Below are 18,423 nucleotides of genomic sequence, written 5' to 3'. Positions count from 1 at the left end.
CCTATTTTTTTAATCTATTTTCTAAAAAATTATTTATGGTGTTTTTAATACCTAAACGTTTATCTAATTGGCTATAAGAATACCAAATGGAAATTCCTATAAAAATAATCCCTATAAGATATGTATAAGGCTTATCTAATGTTCTGACTGTAATAAAACAACCTAATGCCAGAGAAAACTGAATTACAAAGATTTGTATAAATGACGAATCGAAAGAAAATTGATATTTAATTTTGCTCAATAAAAAAATTTGTCCAAAATAAATTAAATACCCAATAAAAAAGGAAATTCCAAGTCCGGTCAACCCCCATAAATAATATCCAAGCATATCTAAAAGCAACATATATAAATTCCCAAACAAGTCATTCCAAAAGAAAATTTTAGAAGATCCTTTTGCTAACAAAATAAATCCAATTGTCCAGGCTCCTGCTTTAAAAAAGATTGCCAGGGCCAGCCATAAAACCATATTTTCAATTTCAACAAATTTATTTGAATAAAGAATGATGATTATAAATTTAATAAAAACAAGAAATATCATTATAATTGGTCCCAGGATTAATATTGAAATTTCTCCCTGCTGGTTAATTGTCTCTTTACACAATTCATTAGAATGGGCTACTCCTGAAAGACGTGGAAAGTAATCAGTTGCCATAGCGGTGAAAATTAATCCAACATAAGTGTTGATAATTGAAAATCCGGCCGTAAAAAGCCCAACTTGTTCTACACCTCCGTCACTATTGATGAAAATTTGAATAACATAAGCATTTGCACTAACTAATAAACCACTCAAACTAATCATGAAGCCCATCTTAATCATTTGCCTTCCTTCAGTAACAAAGTCATTTCTAGATATTGCTATCGATTTAATATTTACTTTATTAGAAAAATACCAGGAAATTAAAAAAGATACAAATGACGCAATTACCATTGCGGGCACAATTCCATCTAATCCAAGCCAGTAATATAGAGGAACGGTAACTATTAAGCCCAAAATGCTTCCTGACAAGCTCGCTTTGGCCAGAAAACTTATTTTCTGCATTCCCTGCAAAACTACAAGTTGTCCAATATTAAGCTGATTGAAAAGAAGAGTAATTGAAACTAGAATAAAAGGCCAGATGTAATCACTGTTTTTAAAAGTAATTTGGCTTAACCAAGGTGAAAGAACAATAACAATTATAGTACCTAGTAAACCCGTAACCCAAACCCATCTTTTTAAAACACCAATAACAATTGAGATTCGAGTTTCATTTTCAGTACTTTTTGCTGCCGACACATCTCTTACAGCACTAGTTCCCAGACCAAAATTTGTTAATCCGCCTATCAAATTAGTAGTCGAAGTAAGTAGACCAACAACACCCATGCCAGCCGATCCAATAAATAGGGCTACAAATTTAGATCTTAAAATAGAAATCAAGATAGTAAAAATCTGTACCCCACCAAATATAGAAGTTGCCTTCATAATGTTACGATAAGACGATTGCTTTTCGCTCATTATATTGACTTTATTATTTTAGCTGGTACACCACCAATAATGACGTTTGCAGGAAATTTGCCTGAGACCACCGCACCAGTCGCTACAATACTATTATCACCAATTTCGGTATTTTTTAAAATAATTACATTATTTCCTAACCAAGCATTACGTCCAATAATTACCGTTCCAATTTCTCCTAATTCTTTTCTTTTATCGGGTTCAATACAATGTGCTTCGTGATCCATGATTGTAACGTAATGGCCAATTAATGTATCATCTCCAATCTCAATATAATTTGCAGAACACAACATTATATTATTGTTTGTTGAGACATTATTTCCAATTTTAATTCTAGAACTTTTATAGCGAGATTGTAATTCAATAGTTCCTGATTTGTGAAAACCTCCAAGTTTGTATCCAAAAGAACAATCTTTTCCAATTTCAACAATACCTTCTCCGGCACAAATTAGTAGTTGTCGGACCAATGGAATATTTTTGTAGCTAATTTTTTTTGTGAAAAATTTTATTGCATTAGGTAAAAAAAAGTAGAAGATTGTTTTGTAGGTAAAGGAAAAAAAGCCAGTAATCCTTTTATAAAAATTGTAAATAAATCTAAGCATTATAGTTATTCAAAACTTCAACAATTTTTTCAACTTCCGTAGAATCCATAACGGGGCTTATCGGCAAACTCAATACTTCACGATGAATTTTTTCTGTTACAGGAAGTGACAAGGAATTCATAAAAGAATAACACTCTTGTTTATGAGGAGGGATTGGATAATGTACTAAAGTCTGGATCTCATTATCAACAAGATATGATTGAAGTTTATCACGATTATCCGTGCGAATAACAAAAACGTGCCAAACATTTTCGTCAATTTCGCTAATATTAGGCAAAATTATATTATTGTTTTTTATATTATTAAGGTAATAATAAGCAATCTCCTGACGGCGACTTGTTTCAGTAGCCAAATAACGAAGTTTTACACTTAAAAAAGCCGCTTGTATTTCATCCATACGGCTATTCAATCCTTGATATTTATTTATATATTTTTGAGCAGATCCGTAATTCGCTAAAGCTCGAATTACTTTTGCCAATTCGTTATCTTTTGTACTTACTGCGCCAGAATCACCAAGTGCTCCTAAATTTTTTCCAGGATAAAAACTAAATCCTGCTGCATCTCCAAGATTACCAGTTTTTATATTGTTCCAATTCGCTCCAATAGCCTGTGCATTATCTTCAATTATTTTTAAATTGTATTTTTTTGCCAACAATTGAAGTTGTTCATCCCAACACACTCTACCATATAAATGAACTACCATAATAGCTTTTGTCTTAGATGTAATTTTTTCTTCAATTAAATTAAAATCTAAGTTATACGTCATTAAATCAGGCTCTACTAAAACAGGAATTAAATTGTTATCTGTAATTGCAAGTATAGACGCTATATAAGTATTTGCAGGAACAATAATTTCGTCTCCTTCCTGCATTAATCCCAATTCAATATACCCTTTTAAAATAAGTCTTAAGGCATCTAATCCATTCGCAACAGCAATTACATTTCCACCTTCTTGAAAATTTTTTAAATTTTCTTCAAATTCATTTACTTGTTTTCCCAGTAAATACCAGCCACTATCTATTACTTCAGCAGCTACCTTTTTTAGTTCTTCTGCGTATTGATTGTTTATTTTTTGTAAATCTAAAAACTTAATCATTTTTTATTATTATAAATTACTAAGGCTCCCCATGAATAACCAACACCAAAACCTGCTAATAAAATTTTCTCGTCATTCGCTGAAATATCCATTCTATTTTTTAATGCTATAGGAATCGTGGAAGAAACTGTATTTCCAAAATCTTCCATATCAATAAGAAATTTTTCCTTAGGGATATCAATTTTCTTTCTTAAATAATCAAGCATAAAAGTATTAGCCTGATGAAATATAAATTGACTTATAGTATCAATACTCTCTTTATTTTTATCTAAGTTTTCTTTTATTAAATTCGGAACTGCTTTAGCCGTAAAATTAAATATTTCGGGACCGTTCATGTATAAAGTATTTTCATTTGGCTCCTTGTTTTCTAATGTTTTAGCATTTTTCATTGCACCGTTTCTTACAATTAGATTTTGATACCCACTTCCATCACTTCCTAAAGAAAACTCACCTAATCTATATGCTCCATCACCCGAGATTAAAGTCGCAGATGCAGCATCACCAAATATACTTCTATTTCCCTTGTCTAAATTATGAATATGTTTTGAATAAGTTTCTGCAGTCACTAATACAACATTCTTTGCTATTCCGGCAACGACCAATCCTTTTGCTAATGACAAACCATAAATATAACCTGAACAGCCTTGATTAATATCAATTGCAGCACAGTTAGTCGATAATCCTACTTTATCCTGAACTATACATGCGGTAGTTGGTAAAAAATAATCCGGTGATTGTGTACATACAATTAAATAATCTATGATAGATTTATCAATATTATGTTCAATACAAAGAGTATTTATAGCTTCAACAGCTATGTCTGAGGTAAATTGATCCTTACCTGTAATACTCCTGCTTTTTACACCTATTTTCTGTATTATTTTTTCACTATCCCATTCAGGAAACTGATTCGCAATTTCATCATTGGATAATTTATTTAGAGGTAAATAATAAGAAATATATTTTATAAAGGCTTCCATTATTTATTCTCTTGAATAAATTGATAGAAATCTTTAATTGATTTAAAATTTGAAATAACTTTCACATCAACTTTTAAATCATATTCATCTTCAACCATCATTTGTATAGTAATAGCTGTAAGTGAGTCCCAAAAATCAGAATTAACATAATCGAAATCAGGAGACAATTCAACGTTTACATCTTCTAATTGTTTTCTAAAATTCTCAATAAATTCTTCCATAAGTAACTTTTTTAAGTTAAAATATTTTTTCAAATTTGGTTTTGTTTGCTAAGAAATTCGCTTTAGTCAAAACAAAATAATAATTCAAATCATCTTCATCTATCAATGAAGGCTGAAATTTTTTATGATAATTAATAACTGATTTGTTTTCTTTACGCACTTCAAAATTTAGCTTTTCATACCCAAGAGTAGTAAATACAAATTCCTTTAATATCACATCAACTTTAATAATATTTATTGGAATATCATATAATGGCTTTGAAACGAAACTCCCAATTTCTATACTATCCTTTTTTTTATTATATATTCTGTAGGTGGCAAAATCAACATTATTTTCATCAACCGCTACAAAATAATATTCATCTCCATTTTGTTCACGTTTCTTGTATTCTAAAATCCAAGCTTTTTGTTTTTCAACATCTTGAACAGTTGAACTGATAAATCTGGATTTAGAACTATCCGTTCGCAAAGCAATTATAAAATCAGCATCAGATTCTTCGACCAATCTTAACGTTATATTAAAATTAATTATTGGTTTCAAAAGTCTTTATATTTTAAGTATTCATCATAATCTCTTATATAATCATCTTCATTAAATTCATGAGAAGCTAAAACAAGACAGATTGAACCACTGGAGAAATTAATTTCCGAAGCCCAAATTCCAGGTGGAATATGCAATCCCAAATCTGGTCTGTTTAACAAAACCTGCCTTTTTGTAATTCCATCATCTAAAAGAACTTCAAAGCTACCACTGGCAGCTACTAAAAATTGATGACAATCTTTATGCGCATGTGCTCCTCTAGATTCACCTCCAGGGATGTCATACAAATAAAATATTCTTTTTACTGCAAAAGGGATTTCAATATTATTATTAATCGAAGTAATATGCCCATTTCGATCCCCAATTTGATTCAAATGCAAAAGATTACACTCGAAAACACTAATATTATTAATCATTTAGCACTTTTTTTAAATCTTCAAAATTCCTTATATAATCTTCTTTCGAAAAAATTCTACTTGAAATATGCAGAGCAAGTGCATTTGTTGAAAAATTCTCAATATGTCTCCATGTTTTTGCTGGTAAATAAAGTCCATAATAGCTCCTATTTAAAGAAAAAACTTCGTTACTACCATCTTCTTTAGTAATTACTACATCAAAACTGCCACTCAAGGCTATCAAAATCTCTTCTTGCTCAAAGTAAGCATGCCCTCCCCTAATTTCTCCCCCCGGTACATCATAAGTCCAAAAGGTTCTTTGAATATTAAACGGAATTTGATTGGGATGCTGCAAGAAAGTAAGATTACCCCTTGGATCTTGTATTTTAGGGAAATTGATGATTTTAGGTTTCATACTGATTAAAAACTAATAATATTTTAATTTATATTGTTTAATTAACATTTTCAAAATTAAAAATGCAACCATTAAAAACCCTGCTATAAATCCTCCATATAATATTCCTTTTGCTTTGCCAAAACGTTCTTTTGCTAAAGGTAGTATTGGTTTATCAATTACTTGTATTAATGGTGTTTCCCGTCTTAAGGTTACTTTTGCCAACTCTGATTGTTTTACAAGCTCAGTTAGTATAGCAGTATTGGCTTGCACATCTACTTGCCTTCGGGCTGATGGAGCCCGGCGTATGTTCATTGCAGGATTTAAATTAAAGGTATTATCGTTTGCAGCTGCAACTCCAGTAATTGCTCCATTCAGTTGCCCCCTAATAGAATCGACCTGGCGTTCTAAAACAGCCATATTCATTCTTGCTTTTTTACTTTTTGTATCAATATAAAAATCAGAAACTTGTTTTGCTAGTGCCTCACAAAAATATTTTGCAAATAACTCATCTGAAGAAGAAACATCTATATTGATAATTGCAATTTTTTTATCTTTTTGACCAACAACTAGTCCTCCCTGTGATAAATTTTGGTACATTATTCCTAATATACTATCTTGTACACGAGTAAATTTATTTCGATCTGCATTTGGTAAAAATTGAATTGAAGCAAATTTTGGATTATATTTCCATTTTTCTCTCCACTCTATATTCTGAATATACATTTCAGCTAGGGAAATAATTTTCCCATTAAACTTAACAGGAGTTAATAACGTTTTTTCTACCATAGATCTTGACTTGAATAATTCTGTCAAATTAGACCCTGTAAATATTCCGCCACCAGTTCCTCCTAAATCCAAACCAAAAGAACTTGCTAAGCCCAAAGCTCCACCTAATCCGCCACCAGAAGATTTATCATCTTCTAAGGCAAATGACAATGTTGCTTTATAAACTGGTTTTTGAGTAATAGAATATATTACCCCTATTATTGCACCAATAACTCCGGCTAAAACAATAATTTTCCATTTTGAAAACAAATAATCAGACCACTCTTTTATTTTAACTATTAATTCTTTTAAAGAAATTTCATCGTTTACAATAACTTTATTATTCTCCATCAAAAATTATTTAAAAGCTGTAACTATTAATAATGCTAAACTTGTTAGCACACTACCTATACTAACCCATTCTCCAGTACTCATTTTTTTACTTTCAGGCTTTTCGGGTACAACTATCTGTGAGTCCGGTTCAACTTTTGGGTATGATCTGAAAAACAAAAATGAACCTGTCACTGATGCCTTGCCATTAGGATAAATTATATATGCCTTTTTCTTCCAACCTTTATTATCTACTCCACCAACAGCATTTAAATAGTATTTAAATCCTTTTCCTTCTCTATAAGGAATTTCAGATGTTAACAATACATTTCCTGTAACTTTTACCCCTTCATTATAAACAGCTACTTCAATCTCGTCACCTGGAAAAAGTGTAACATTAGAATAATGGTTCTTGTCCTTTACAATTTTTTCCCAATTAACTGGTATGGTAGCAAATTTTAAATCTTCCTTTAATTTCTTAGTTAATTTTTCTTTTAAAGTATCGTTTTTAGACAAATTCAGATCGATACTCTCAATTTTTTCAATTTGTTCTGCTTTAATAGGTCTTTTAATTTTCATACCATCCAAATTTGCAATTGATGTTAATCCACCAGCTCTCATTACAACATTATAGACTGTCTCTTTTTTATTAGCCAAAACATATTTCCCTGGATATGCAACAGCTCCACTTACAATAACCATTTGAGGTTTTTCATAAACTGCCATTTTTCTAATATTAATAACATCGAAAGGTTTCAGAACAAAATTCTTAATCTGCTCGTTATTATCTGCAGTAATCTCAAGCTCAACTAATTCAACACGTTTAGGGTCTGCATCGTCAATAACATCTGATTTTACCATTCTTGCAATTTCAACTCTTTTTGATGCTGAACCTGTTAAACCTCCAACCTGAACTACTAGATCATTTAAAGTTAAATTTTCAAAATATTCATATTCTCCTGGATTTTTCACTTCACCATCAATGGTTACTTTATATTCTTCTCTAAAATCCAAAATGGAATAAACGGTAACAATATCTTCTCTTTTTAATTCTATATCTGCATTTAAATCTCCAGATAATGCTGCAGCCAAATCTACGTTTACAATTTCAGTAGTTAAATCTGTTTTTAAGCGAATAATTCTTGCGCGTTTACTATAAGCATCTTCTTTAAGCCCTTCTGCTCTGGTTACAAGATCTGAAATTCGCATTCCTTCATTATAAGAATAATAGTCAGGTCTGAAAACAGCTCCTTCAATTTTAATTCGATTTGCAAAGCGGTTTAGGATTTTCGTAATTTTAAATACATCTCCAGATTGTGGAATATAACTATTAAAATCACTTTCATTTATGTCATGAACCTTAAATTCCTTTCCTGTTTTTTGCACAACATTTACAGAAGCAGTATAAGCAAATTCATTAAATCCTGAAGCAAAATTTAATAAATCGGAGAAAGTTTCACCTTTTTTCATTTCAAAAATACCAGGTCTTTTTACTTCTCCTTCGACAGTAACTCGTTGGCTATAAGCTGGAATTCTAATTACATCATTATCTTTTAAACTAACATTGTCTGATTGATCGCCCTTTACCAAAAATCTATAAATATCAATGTTTCTATAGACCTTATTATTTCTAATTAATTCAATATTTCTATAACTTCCGTTTTTACCCGGACCGCCGGCAAGATGCAAAGCATTGTAAACTGTGGCTAAAGAAGAAATGGAATAATTACCTGGTTGTTTTCCTCCAACGATAGTGACTTTTATAGTACGAATTTGCCCCAAACTAACACTAACTTGAGATTGCCCTGACCGAACTGTACTGTATACTCTTGCAATTGCAGCTTTAATTTTTTGAGTAGCAGCTTCAATTGACATTCCTGAAACGGCAATTTGCCCAACATAATCAATTGTAATTTTACCTTCTACACTTACCGGAATATTTGCATTATATTCCTGAACTCCATAAACACTTACTTGTAATTCATCGCCTGGCCCCAAAACATAATTCATTGGAGTAGCTAACTTTAAATCGGGTTCGAAATTTAAAGTTGGATTGTCAAATAATTCAGAACCAAAAATTAAAGCATTTGCAGAATCTTTTACTTTTTCATTTTTGATTTTTTCCTGCTTTCTCCCGAATTCGGAATCCTTCTCTTCTATTTTTGGCTTAATAGTTTTATCATTCGTAGAATTCTTTGAATCTTTCTTCTCATACTCATTAAGCTTACTTCTAAGTTTATTAAACTCGGTTTGGCTCATCCCTTTTGATAAAGCCATTGATTCAACCTGATCAATAGTAGCATTATTACTTTTTAATTGAGAACTTATTTTTGCCAAGTCATCATCTGAAAGATAGTCTACTTGTACTGTACTCAAATCCTTCGATTTCATAATATCCTGCGCATGTACCCCCATAGACATTAATAGGATAAAAAACAGGGTAAGAACGTATGTTATTTTTTTCATATCGAATTAAAATTAAACTTTAAATCCCAAAGATTTATTTACGAATATTGCTTTTGATAATAATCTTTATAAGCTCCTGAAGTTACGTTTTGAAGCCATTGTTCGTTATTTAAATACCAATTAATAGTTCTTTCCAAACCTTCCTCAAAAGTTACAGTAGGTTTCCATCCTAACTCTTTATTAATTTTTGAAGCATCAATAGCATATCGCAAATCATGTCCCGGTCTGTCTTTTACGTAAGTAATCAATTCTTGAGAAGTCCTTTCGGGTCTGCCAAGTTTTTGATCCATAATTTGGCATAATAATTTAACCAAATCGATATTTTTCCATTCGTTAAATCCACCAATATTATAGGTTTCATGATTTTTTCCTTCATGAAAAACCAAATCAATTGCTATTGCATGGTCTTCAACAAAAAGCCAATCACGAGTATAATTTCCATCTCCATAAACTGGTAATGCTTTGTTATTTATAATATTATTTATAAAAAGCGGAATTAATTTTTCAGGAAAATGGTATGAACCATAATTGTTTGAGCAATTAGTCAAAACATACGGCAAGCCATAGGTTTCTCCATACGCTCTTACAAAATGATCTGAGCTTGCTTTTGAAGCGGAATAAGGTGAATTAGGATCGTAAGGAGTTGTTTCTGTAAATAATCCTTCTGCTCCCAATGAACCATAAACTTCATCCGTACTAATGTGATAAAAACGTTTACCTTCAAAATTTCCTTTCCATTGATTTTTCGCCGCATTTAACAAATTCATTGTTCCTATAACATTTGTTTTGACAAATGCTAAAGGATCTTCAATTGAACGGTCGACATGTGATTCAGCAGCTAAATGCAAAATTCCATCAAAATTATGTATTGAAAAAAGTTCATTTATAAAAGTTTCATCAACAATATCCCCCTTTACAAAAGTATAATTAGGTTGATTTTCAATATCTTTAATATTCTCAAGATTTCCCGCATAAGTCAATGCGTCTAAATTAAAAATTTGATATTCAGGATATTTATTTACAAAACGTCTCACGACATGAGATCCAATAAAACCAGCACCTCCAGTTATAAGAATTTTTTTCATTTTAAATTTTAATTAATTTAATAAATCTGAATTTATCTTTTCCAACTCACTATAAATATCTTTTACATCTTGTGAGTTTTCTTTTTGCAAAATCAAATTAGCTGAATCTGTATATACAAAAATAGTATTTTTCAATCCTAGAAAAGTTGTATGTTTTCCAGAACCAATAACCATATTTCCATTTTTATCGGTAGGATGTCCTTTTGAAACTAAATAATCATAAACAGACTCAAAAGATCCTAAGTCTGACCATGAAAACGAGGCTGGAACTACTTTTATTTTTTTGCTTCGTTCCATTACAGCATAATCAATACTAATAGAAGGAATTTCCATCGATAAAGCCAGATCTAAAAAACCATCTTTACTTGATTCCCAAACAGCTTTTGATTTCTCGTAAACATCTGGTTGAAATTGTTTTAATTCATCTAAAAGAACACTTGCTTTAAAACAAAACATTCCACTATTCCATAAAAAATTACCCTTTGCAATAAACTCTTTAGCAGTAGTTTCATTAGGTTTTTCACGGAATGAAATCACTTTATCACCTTTTGATTCAATATAACCATAACCTGTTTCCGGTTTTGTTGGTATAATTCCGAAGGTAACAATAAAACCGTCTTTAGCTTTTGAAACTGCTTCATTGATAGCATTGTTATAGTTGTCCATTAAGTCAATGATATGATCAGAAGGAGTAACTATTAATATATCATCAGGTTCTGATGCAAAAGCCGCAAAAGCAATGGCCGCTGCAGTATTTCTTGGCGTAGCTTCGACAACATTAATATATGCTGTTTTAGACTTATCCATCACCTTTCCACTTAAATGATGATTGTCAACATTTCCAACAACCATAACTTTATTCGCTAAATGACTGTTACGATCGACTGTCATCTCAAATAAAGATTTGCCTTCAAATATTTCAAGATATTGTTTTGGTTGACTCTTACGAGAAAGTGGCCATAATCTACTACCTACTCCTCCTGTTAAAATTACATGTGTAATTGATTTATTTGTATCCATGTTTCTTCTTTAATAAAAAAAGAGTTTAGCCCTATAACCTGTAATCAGCTATTGTACCTAAAACTCCTTTTACGTCATATAATAAACTATTTGTTTTTTGCAATTCTGAAAAATTCAGTTTCAAAAATTCAGCATGAGCGACTCCTAAAACAATCGCATCAAATTTTTCATTAGGAACAGAATTTATCGTTGATAATTTGTATTCTTTTTTTACTTCCTCAATATTTGCAAGGGGATCGTATGTTGTTACTGATATTCCGTATTCTTTTAAGGCTCTTATGACATCAACAATTTTAGTATTTCTGACATCAGGACAATTTTCTTTAAAAGTAATTCCAAGCATTAAAAGATTAGCTCCATTAACAGATATACCTTTCTTAATCATCAACTTCACAATTTGTGAGGCAACATATTCACCCATGCTATCATTTAAACGACGTCCCGCTAAAATTATTTCGGGATGATATCCAAATTCCTGAGCCCTTTGCGCTAGATAATAAGGATCTACACCAATACAATGTCCACCAACAAGACCTGGTTTGAATGGTAAAAAATTCCATTTTGTTGCCGCTGCTGCTAATACTTCCTGAGTATCAATATTCATTAAATTAAATATTTTAGCCAGCTCATTTACAAAAGCAATATTAATATCCCGCTGTGAATTTTCAATAACTTTAGCTGCTTCTGCAACTTTTATTGAAGGAGCTAAATGTGTTCCTGCAGTAATAACCGATTTATATAGCGCGTCGACTTTTAAACCAATTTCAGGAGTTGATCCTGAAGTTACTTTTAAAATTTTTTCTACAGTATGTTCTTTATCACCAGGATTTATTCTTTCCGGAGAATATCCGGCAAAGAAGTCAACATTAAACTTTAGTCCTGAAATCTTTTCTAAAACCGGTACACATTCTTCTTCTGTAACTCCGGGATATACCGTTGATTCATAAATAACAACATCACCTTTTTTTAAAACTTTACCAACAGATTCACTCGATTTATATAAGGGAGTTAAATCAGGGCGATTGTTTTTATCAACCGGCGTAGGAACAGTTATTACGAAGTAATTACAATCTGCAAGATCGTTTAAGGAAGTGGTACAATACAATCCTGTTTCAATATTCAAATTATCAACAAGTACTTTTTTCAAAGTATCTTCATCGATCTCAAGTGTTGTATCAGTTCCTGCATTTAAACTTTCAACTCTGGATTCATTGATATCAAATCCTATAACTGGGTATTTTGTAGCAAATAATCTGGCCAAAGGAAGACCAACATAACCCAAACCTATAATTGCTATTTTTATTTTTTCAGTCATTTAATAAATATTAACTTTAATCATAACAACACATGGCTTCGCCATTCCAAGTCCCATTATTTACTCGGGTATAAAAAGTATATTCTCGGCAAATATAACACATTCAGTCAATTTATTCAATACGGTTTTCCGTATTACTTTAAAAACAAACCAATTAAAAATCTTAAAAAACATCAATCTCCTATTAGTCAGTATGTAAAAATTTACTTTATAAAAAAAACAGAAAATAAAACTTCCCAAAGTTGAGAAATTTATCTTCTGCTCTTTTTAAATTTCATATAATTACATGGAAACGTAATTATTTGTATTTTATTTTCAACACACATCCTAAAGATTCTAAAACCAAAATATAATGTGTTTTTGATACCTCCTGAACAATTGCATTTTGATTGCTAAAAGCTCCTGAATCTAATTTTATTCGATCTCCAACCTGAATTGATGAAACTGAAATCTCGCTTACATTTGTGGCTTTTAAACTTTTCTTTATAATATCAATTTCTTCATCACGAACAATAGCAGGCTTTCCTAACCAAAACAAATATCGAACCACTCCGGCTACTTGAAAAACCGAACTTCTATCACCATCTTGTAATTGAACAAACACATAAGAATTAAAAAGCGGAACTTCAATCTTTTTCTTTCTGTCTGACCATTGTTTGACCTGTGTAATTAATGGACAATAACATTCAATACCTGTCTGATTAAGTTTTTCTGCAACTTTTTTCTCCCATTTGGGTTTCGTATATACTACATACCAATTCATAATTTTCTTTTATATTGAAATAAAATTTCCAAACCAACCGCTCCAACATTCATTTCACATTAAATCCTATCCAATATATTTTTTTATTAAGAACCTATTCCTTTATAAATAAATCCAATTGATTCTAATTCTTTTGCTTTCAATATATTTCTTCCATCGAAAAGAAAAGCAGGTTTATGCATCGAATCATAAATTTTCTGCCAGTCATAAGTAGTGAATTCATCCCACTCAGTAAGAATTGCAATTGCATGCGCTCCTTTACATGCTTCGTAAGGATTATCAAATATGCCTAATGCATTGCTATTTTCGTCAACCGTTCTGGTCTCTAAATAATCTAAATCACTTAACATTTTATTTCTTGAAACTTTCGGATCAAAAACAGAAATTTTTGCCTGTTCATTAATCAAATCATCTGCCACATAAATAGCTGCAGACTCACGTGTATCGTTTGTATCTTTTTTGAAAGCCCAACCTAAAAAAGTGATTTTTTTATCTGCTACAGTATTGTATAAGGTTTGAACAATTTTATTAGAAAATCTTCTTTTCTGATGATCATTCATAATAATAACCTGTTCCCAATAATCGGCAACTTCATTTAATCCGTATGATTTAGCAATATATACTAAATTTAAAATATCTTTTTGAAAGCAAGAACCTCCAAAACCAACAGATGCTTTTAGAAATTTAGGCCCAATTCTACTATCCATCCCTATTGCTTTTGCAACTTCATTTACATCTGCACCGGTTTTTTCACACAATTCAGACATAGCATTAATAGATGAGATTCTTTGTGCCAAGAATGCATTTGCAGTAAGTTTAGATAATTCTGACGACCAAACATTTGTAGTCAAAATTTTCTCTTTACTTACCCAATTAGCATAAACATCTACTAGAGCATTTATAGCATCTTGTCCTTCTGGTGTTGTATCTCCACCAATTAAAATTCTATCCGGATTTAATAAATCTGTAACAGCAGTTCCTTCAGCCAGAAATTCTGGATTTGATAATATCTGAAATTGAACTCCGTTCCCTGTATTATCTAAAATGCTTTTTATAGCTTCAGCAGTTCGAACTGGTAAGGTTGATTTTTCAACTACAATTTTATTTTGTTTAGCAACTTTCGCAATTTGTCTGGCACATAATTCAATATATTTTAAATCAGCTGCCATACCTTTACCTTTACCGTAAGTTTTAGTTGGTGTATTAACTGATATAAAAATTATTTGAGCTTCATCAATGGCTTTATCCACTTCTGTTGAAAAGAAAAGATTTCTTCCTCTAGCCTCTGCAACTATTTCTGAAAGTCCTGGTTCATAAATTGGAATATTATCTGTATTTGGATCATTCCAGTCCTTAATTCTTTGTTCGTTCAAATCAACAACAGTTACTTGAATATGTGGGCACTTTTGAGCTATAACAGCCATTGTTGGTCCACCAACATAACCTGCTCCGATACAACAAATTTTTGTAATTTCCATTTAATTTACTATTATCTTAATCCTTTTCTTTATTTCAAATTATTCCAATACCAACTTACCGCTTCTTTTAATCCTTCTTGTAGTGAATATTTAGGATCATATCCTAATTTTGTTTTTGCTTTATCAATGCTTGCAAGTGAATGCGGAATATCTCCAGCTCGATTTTGACCATAAACAACATTTACATTTGCAATTTTTGGATCAAATTCAGATAAATATTGTTTTAAATATCCCACTAGATCATTTAATGTATTGCGATCACCGAATGCGGTATTATATACTGTATTAATTGCGTCTGGATTTTGAGTTTTAATTGCAAGTTCATTCATTTGGACTACATTGCAAATGTAAGTAAAATCTCTCGAATAATTACCGTCACCATTAATTATCGGACTTTCATAATTCATTAATTGCATAACAAATTTTGGAATTACAGCGGCATAAGCTCCATTAGGATCTTGTTTCCTTCCAAAAACATTAAAATATCGCAATCCGATGGTTTCCAGCCCATAAGTTTTACTAAAAATTTCTGCATATAATTCATTTACATACTTTGTTATTGCATATGGTGAAAGTGGTTTTCCTATTACATCTTCAACTTTTGGCAATCCTTCAGAATCTCCGTATGTCGAAGAACTTGCTGCATATATAAAACGCTTAACTTTTGCATCGCGTGCAGCAACTAACATATTTAAAAACCCGGAAACATTTACATCATTTGTAGTGATTGGGTCATTTATAGATCTTGGAACAGAACCCAAAGCTGCCTGATGCAAAACATAATCAACTCCTTCAACTGCTAAAATACAATCAGCAAGATTTCTAATATCACCTTCAATTAATCTGAAATTAGGATTATCTATAAAATCTTTCAAATTATGACGATGTCCTGTAGAAAAATTATCCAAACAAATCACTTTATAGCCTGAACTCAAAAAATATTCAGACAAATTTGAGCCAATAAAGCCAGCTCCACCTGTAATTAAAATTGTATTTTGAGTTGATATATTCATTATGCTAAATTATTTTTTTCTCCATTTATCTAAAAAAGACTTCCAAAAACCTGCTTGTTCCTCTTCATCATGATATCCATTCGAATAAGCTCCATAACCGTAACCATAACCATATGCCGAACCATATTTAGCTTTATTTTCAAAACCATTAAGAACAACACTTGCATTATTTAGCTCACCTCTTTTTATTCTCGTATTCAACAACGTTATCATATCTTTTTTAGTATAATTCTGTCTTACGATATATAAAGTAACATCTGCATATTGAGCCAATTCTAGTGCATCAGAAACCAACCCAACTGGTGGAGTATCGAGAATAACATAATCATATTTTTGTTTCAATTCATCTATTAATTCCTTCATTGCTTCACTTAAGATCAACTCAGACGGATTTGGAGGTATTGGTCCTGAAAGGATTACATCAAGATTTGGAATCTGTGTTGCATTAATAATTTCAGATAAGCTATTTTGTTTAATCAGATAATTCACTACACCTAATTGATTTGGTATATTAAACTCGGCTGCTAATCTTGGTTTTCTTAAATCTAAACCAACAATGACTGTTTTCTTTTCGCTTAAAGCAAAAACAGTTGCTATATTTATTGAACAAAATGTTTTTCCTTCCCCACTTATAGAAGAAGTAATCATTAAAGTTTTTGAACCACTTACTTGTTGCTTCTTATATAAAAACTGCAACGAAGAACGAATTCCCCTAAAAGCTTCTGAAAGTGCTGATTTTGGTTTATCAAAAACTGCTAAATTTAAAGAATCTTTATTAACTCCAATTACACCAATTAAAGGTATTTGAGTTAATTTATTAATATCATCTGCATTTTGAATGGAATTATTAATAAAGAAAATTCCAAAAACAAATAACAACGGAATCAATATCCCCAGAAACAATGCCAGCACATAATTTACCGAAGTTTTAGGTCCAATTAATCCTCCACCAATATCTTTTGCAGGATCAATAAAATGAATATCTGATAAATTTGATGCTTTTACAATCTCTGCTTCATTCCTTTTTTGAAGGAATTCAGTATAAATATTATCGTTTAAATCATATTTTCTTTGAATTTTTAAAAGCTCTTGTTGTTGTTCCGGTAATCTTTTAACAGTACTTTCGGCCTGACCAATTTTAGCATTAACCAATGATAAGTCATAAAGCAGCGATTCTTTTGTAGATGCTATATTCTCAAGTAAGACATTTTTGACCGCTCGCATTTGGTTATCAAAATCCTTAAATATTTTATCGCTTTTGACAGCATATGCCATTTCAGATCTTTGAGTAGAAAGTGCAATCAATTTTGATACGTTTGCAACGATATTTGGATCATCAATTCCTGCAACAGATGGCGCTGGCAATCTCGAATAATCAACACTATTATTTAAATATGCTTTTAGAGAATTATAATATGTAATTTTTCTGGTGACCTGATCTTTCTGAACATCAAAATCCATTATTTTATCTGAAACTTTCGCTCCTCCTCCTTCTATTTCATAAATATTTTTATCTTTTCTAAAAGATTTTAATTCATTTCCGGTTTGCTTCAATTGACCTTCCATTGCAACTAAAGTACTATCAATAAATCTTATCGTATTTGTTGCAAATTGATTTTTTCCGTCAAGCTGAATTTTAATCAACATTCTAACCGTCGCATTTAAATACTCTACCATTCTGGCTTTGTTTGTACCCTGCATACTTAATGTTAATAAAGATCCCCCTCCTTTATCACTGTCTACATTAATTCCTTTATAGCGAGAAACTGTTCCGTCAAAATCATTGAATTTTACAAAATACTCTTTTCCTTTATAAAAACCAGGATTGTCATTTATTTGTAATTTCCAGTTTAAAAAAGGGAGTGACACTTGCTCGCCAACTTTGTATTTCTGTGCAAATTCTACTGGCTTAACTGAAGTATTACTATATGAATTATCATAATAAGTGATTAATGAAACAGAATTGTTTTCAAATGGAATTTGGATTTGATATTCGTTTTCACTTAAAAATTTGATGCTGATTAAAGTATTTGCAAGTTGCCCTTTTGTCTTGTCAATATTCACATAAAAAGGAACTGCACCATATGCATCAACCAAATTGTATTTGCCTTGTTCAAGATAATCAATATAATACTGTAGTTTACCTACAACTAATTCATTATGTGATCGGGATTGTAATATAGTAGAAATGCCATTTACCTGATCAGAAATTCCTCCCCAATTAAAAACAAGACTCGTATTAGAAGTAAAAAACGGATTGCTTTCTTCTTTAATAGAAATCATTGTTTGCATTGCGTAAATTTTCTCCTTACGAATATTTACCTGATATGCAATTGTAAATGCAATTATCAAACTAGCTAAAAACCATTTCCAATAACTGGCAATTTTCAACAAAAATCCTTTAAAATCAAAACTTGAATGATTTTCAAAAATGGAAAAATCTTTAATATCTAACATCTTTTGA

At 31.0% G+C, this 18,423-nt stretch carries 17 protein-coding genes; all 17 read right to left on the bottom strand.

Translation table 11 applies throughout. From position 1 onward, the window contains the following. Position 1: 1 nt before the first annotated feature. A complete protein-coding gene (locus tag ACZ0AH_RS03745) occupies positions 2–1,492 on the bottom strand; it encodes an O-antigen translocase (RefSeq protein WP_463474514.1) in 1,491 nt (496 codons plus the stop codon). Continuing rightward, the gene (locus ACZ0AH_RS03740) at positions 1,492–1,959 is read right to left on the bottom strand and encodes an acyltransferase (protein ID WP_463474513.1); all 468 of its coding nucleotides are present in this window, start codon (positions 1,957–1,959) and stop codon (positions 1,492–1,494) included. Before ACZ0AH_RS03740 ends, ACZ0AH_RS03745 begins: the two co-directional genes overlap by 1 nt. A gap of 127 nt (positions 1,960–2,086) precedes the next feature. Then, on the bottom strand, positions 2,087–3,190 hold the full coding sequence (locus ACZ0AH_RS03735; RefSeq protein WP_463474512.1) for a DegT/DnrJ/EryC1/StrS family aminotransferase: 1,104 nt from the start codon (positions 3,188–3,190) through the stop codon (positions 2,087–2,089). Continuing rightward, positions 3,187–4,170, bottom strand: a complete 984-nt coding sequence (locus tag ACZ0AH_RS03730) for a ketoacyl-ACP synthase III (RefSeq protein ID WP_463474511.1) — start codon at positions 4,168–4,170, stop codon at positions 3,187–3,189. The genes ACZ0AH_RS03735 and ACZ0AH_RS03730 overlap by 4 nt, the downstream gene beginning before the upstream one ends. Further along, the gene (locus tag ACZ0AH_RS03725; RefSeq protein WP_463474510.1) at positions 4,170–4,391 is read right to left on the bottom strand and encodes an acyl carrier protein; all 222 of its coding nucleotides are present in this window, start codon (positions 4,389–4,391) and stop codon (positions 4,170–4,172) included. The genes ACZ0AH_RS03730 and ACZ0AH_RS03725 overlap by 1 nt, the downstream gene beginning before the upstream one ends. A gap of 16 nt (positions 4,392–4,407) precedes the next feature. Beyond that, the gene (locus ACZ0AH_RS03720) at positions 4,408–4,932 is read right to left on the bottom strand and encodes a GNAT family N-acetyltransferase (RefSeq protein ID WP_463474509.1); all 525 of its coding nucleotides are present in this window, start codon (positions 4,930–4,932) and stop codon (positions 4,408–4,410) included. Next, complete coding sequence (locus ACZ0AH_RS03715; RefSeq protein WP_463474508.1) at positions 4,929–5,348, bottom strand: sugar 3,4-ketoisomerase; 420 nt, start codon at positions 5,346–5,348, stop codon at positions 4,929–4,931. Before ACZ0AH_RS03715 ends, ACZ0AH_RS03720 begins: the two co-directional genes overlap by 4 nt. After that, on the bottom strand, positions 5,341–5,742 hold the full coding sequence (locus ACZ0AH_RS03710; protein WP_463474507.1) for a sugar 3,4-ketoisomerase: 402 nt from the start codon (positions 5,740–5,742) through the stop codon (positions 5,341–5,343). The genes ACZ0AH_RS03715 and ACZ0AH_RS03710 overlap by 8 nt, the downstream gene beginning before the upstream one ends. A 12-nt stretch (positions 5,743–5,754) precedes the next feature. Then, positions 5,755–6,840 (bottom strand): Wzz/FepE/Etk N-terminal domain-containing protein, encoded by a 1,086-nt coding sequence (locus tag ACZ0AH_RS03705; protein WP_463474506.1) that lies wholly within the window; start codon positions 6,838–6,840, stop codon positions 5,755–5,757. 6 nt (positions 6,841–6,846) lie between these two features. Further along, positions 6,847–9,285 carry an SLBB domain-containing protein gene (locus ACZ0AH_RS03700; RefSeq protein WP_463474505.1) on the bottom strand — a complete coding sequence of 813 codons (2,439 nt, stop codon included), beginning with the start codon at positions 9,283–9,285 and terminating at the stop codon, positions 6,847–6,849. Positions 9,286–9,323: 38 nt separating this feature from the next. Further along, the gene (gene rfbB, locus ACZ0AH_RS03695) at positions 9,324–10,370 is read right to left on the bottom strand and encodes a dTDP-glucose 4,6-dehydratase (protein WP_463474504.1); all 1,047 of its coding nucleotides are present in this window, start codon (positions 10,368–10,370) and stop codon (positions 9,324–9,326) included. 12 nt (positions 10,371–10,382) lie between these two features. Beyond that, positions 10,383–11,390: a mannose-1-phosphate guanylyltransferase gene (locus ACZ0AH_RS03690; RefSeq protein WP_463474503.1), complete on the bottom strand. Its 1,008-nt coding sequence runs from the start codon at positions 11,388–11,390 to the stop codon at positions 10,383–10,385. A 31-nt stretch (positions 11,391–11,421) separates the two neighbouring features. Next, positions 11,422–12,705 carry a nucleotide sugar dehydrogenase gene (locus ACZ0AH_RS03685; RefSeq protein ID WP_463474502.1) on the bottom strand — a complete coding sequence of 428 codons (1,284 nt, stop codon included), beginning with the start codon at positions 12,703–12,705 and terminating at the stop codon, positions 11,422–11,424. A 298-nt stretch (positions 12,706–13,003) separates the two neighbouring features. Continuing rightward, on the bottom strand, positions 13,004–13,468 hold the full coding sequence (locus ACZ0AH_RS03680; protein WP_463474501.1) for a UpxY family transcription antiterminator: 465 nt from the start codon (positions 13,466–13,468) through the stop codon (positions 13,004–13,006). Positions 13,469–13,554: 86 nt separating this feature from the next. Beyond that, the gene (locus tag ACZ0AH_RS03675; protein ID WP_463474500.1) at positions 13,555–14,946 is read right to left on the bottom strand and encodes a UDP-glucose 6-dehydrogenase; all 1,392 of its coding nucleotides are present in this window, start codon (positions 14,944–14,946) and stop codon (positions 13,555–13,557) included. A 29-nt stretch (positions 14,947–14,975) separates the two neighbouring features. Further along, entirely contained in the window at positions 14,976–15,959 is a 984-nt protein-coding gene (locus ACZ0AH_RS03670; RefSeq protein ID WP_463474499.1) for an SDR family oxidoreductase, read from the bottom strand. Positions 15,960–15,968: 9 nt separating this feature from the next. Continuing rightward, positions 15,969–18,416, bottom strand: a complete 2,448-nt coding sequence (locus ACZ0AH_RS03665) for a polysaccharide biosynthesis tyrosine autokinase (RefSeq protein ID WP_463474498.1) — start codon at positions 18,414–18,416, stop codon at positions 15,969–15,971. Between the last annotated feature and the right edge of the window lie 7 nt (positions 18,417–18,423).

It is taken from the genome of Flavobacterium sp. AC105, from assembly GCF_979258495.1.
Note: the sequence above shows the minus strand (reverse complement) of the source record. Positions and strands in the feature narration are given on the sequence as shown.

What these genes read in the sequence shown, in the direction of transcription:
- ACZ0AH_RS03725 (WP_463474510.1), bottom strand. Translation starts at nt 4,391, where the DNA reads ATGGAAGAATTTATTGAGAATTTTAGAAAACAATTAGAAGATGTAAAC.
- ACZ0AH_RS03675 (WP_463474500.1), bottom strand. Translation starts at nt 14,946, where the DNA reads ATGGAAATTACAAAAATTTGTTGTATCGGAGCAGGTTATGTTGGTGGA.
- ACZ0AH_RS03745 (WP_463474514.1), bottom strand. Translation starts at nt 1,492, where the DNA reads ATGAGCGAAAAGCAATCGTCTTATCGTAACATTATGAAGGCAACTTCT.
- ACZ0AH_RS03710 (WP_463474507.1), bottom strand. Translation starts at nt 5,742, where the DNA reads ATGAAACCTAAAATCATCAATTTCCCTAAAATACAAGATCCAAGGGGT.
- ACZ0AH_RS03670 (WP_463474499.1), bottom strand. Translation starts at nt 15,959, where the DNA reads ATGAATATATCAACTCAAAATACAATTTTAATTACAGGTGGAGCTGGC.
- ACZ0AH_RS03715 (WP_463474508.1), bottom strand. Translation starts at nt 5,348, where the DNA reads ATGATTAATAATATTAGTGTTTTCGAGTGTAATCTTTTGCATTTGAAT.
- ACZ0AH_RS03665 (WP_463474498.1), bottom strand. Translation starts at nt 18,416, where the DNA reads ATGTTAGATATTAAAGATTTTTCCATTTTTGAAAATCATTCAAGTTTT.
- ACZ0AH_RS03735 (WP_463474512.1), bottom strand. Translation starts at nt 3,190, where the DNA reads ATGATTAAGTTTTTAGATTTACAAAAAATAAACAATCAATACGCAGAA.
- ACZ0AH_RS03730 (WP_463474511.1), bottom strand. Translation starts at nt 4,170, where the DNA reads ATGGAAGCCTTTATAAAATATATTTCTTATTATTTACCTCTAAATAAA.
- ACZ0AH_RS03685 (WP_463474502.1), bottom strand. Translation starts at nt 12,705, where the DNA reads ATGACTGAAAAAATAAAAATAGCAATTATAGGTTTGGGTTATGTTGGT.
- ACZ0AH_RS03680 (WP_463474501.1), bottom strand. Translation starts at nt 13,468, where the DNA reads ATGAATTGGTATGTAGTATATACGAAACCCAAATGGGAGAAAAAAGTT.
- ACZ0AH_RS03700 (WP_463474505.1), bottom strand. Translation starts at nt 9,285, where the DNA reads ATGAAAAAAATAACATACGTTCTTACCCTGTTTTTTATCCTATTAATG.
- rfbB (WP_463474504.1), bottom strand. Translation starts at nt 10,370, where the DNA reads ATGAAAAAAATTCTTATAACTGGAGGTGCTGGTTTTATTGGATCTCAT.
- ACZ0AH_RS03705 (WP_463474506.1), bottom strand. Translation starts at nt 6,840, where the DNA reads ATGGAGAATAATAAAGTTATTGTAAACGATGAAATTTCTTTAAAAGAA.
- ACZ0AH_RS03690 (WP_463474503.1), bottom strand. Translation starts at nt 11,390, where the DNA reads ATGGATACAAATAAATCAATTACACATGTAATTTTAACAGGAGGAGTA.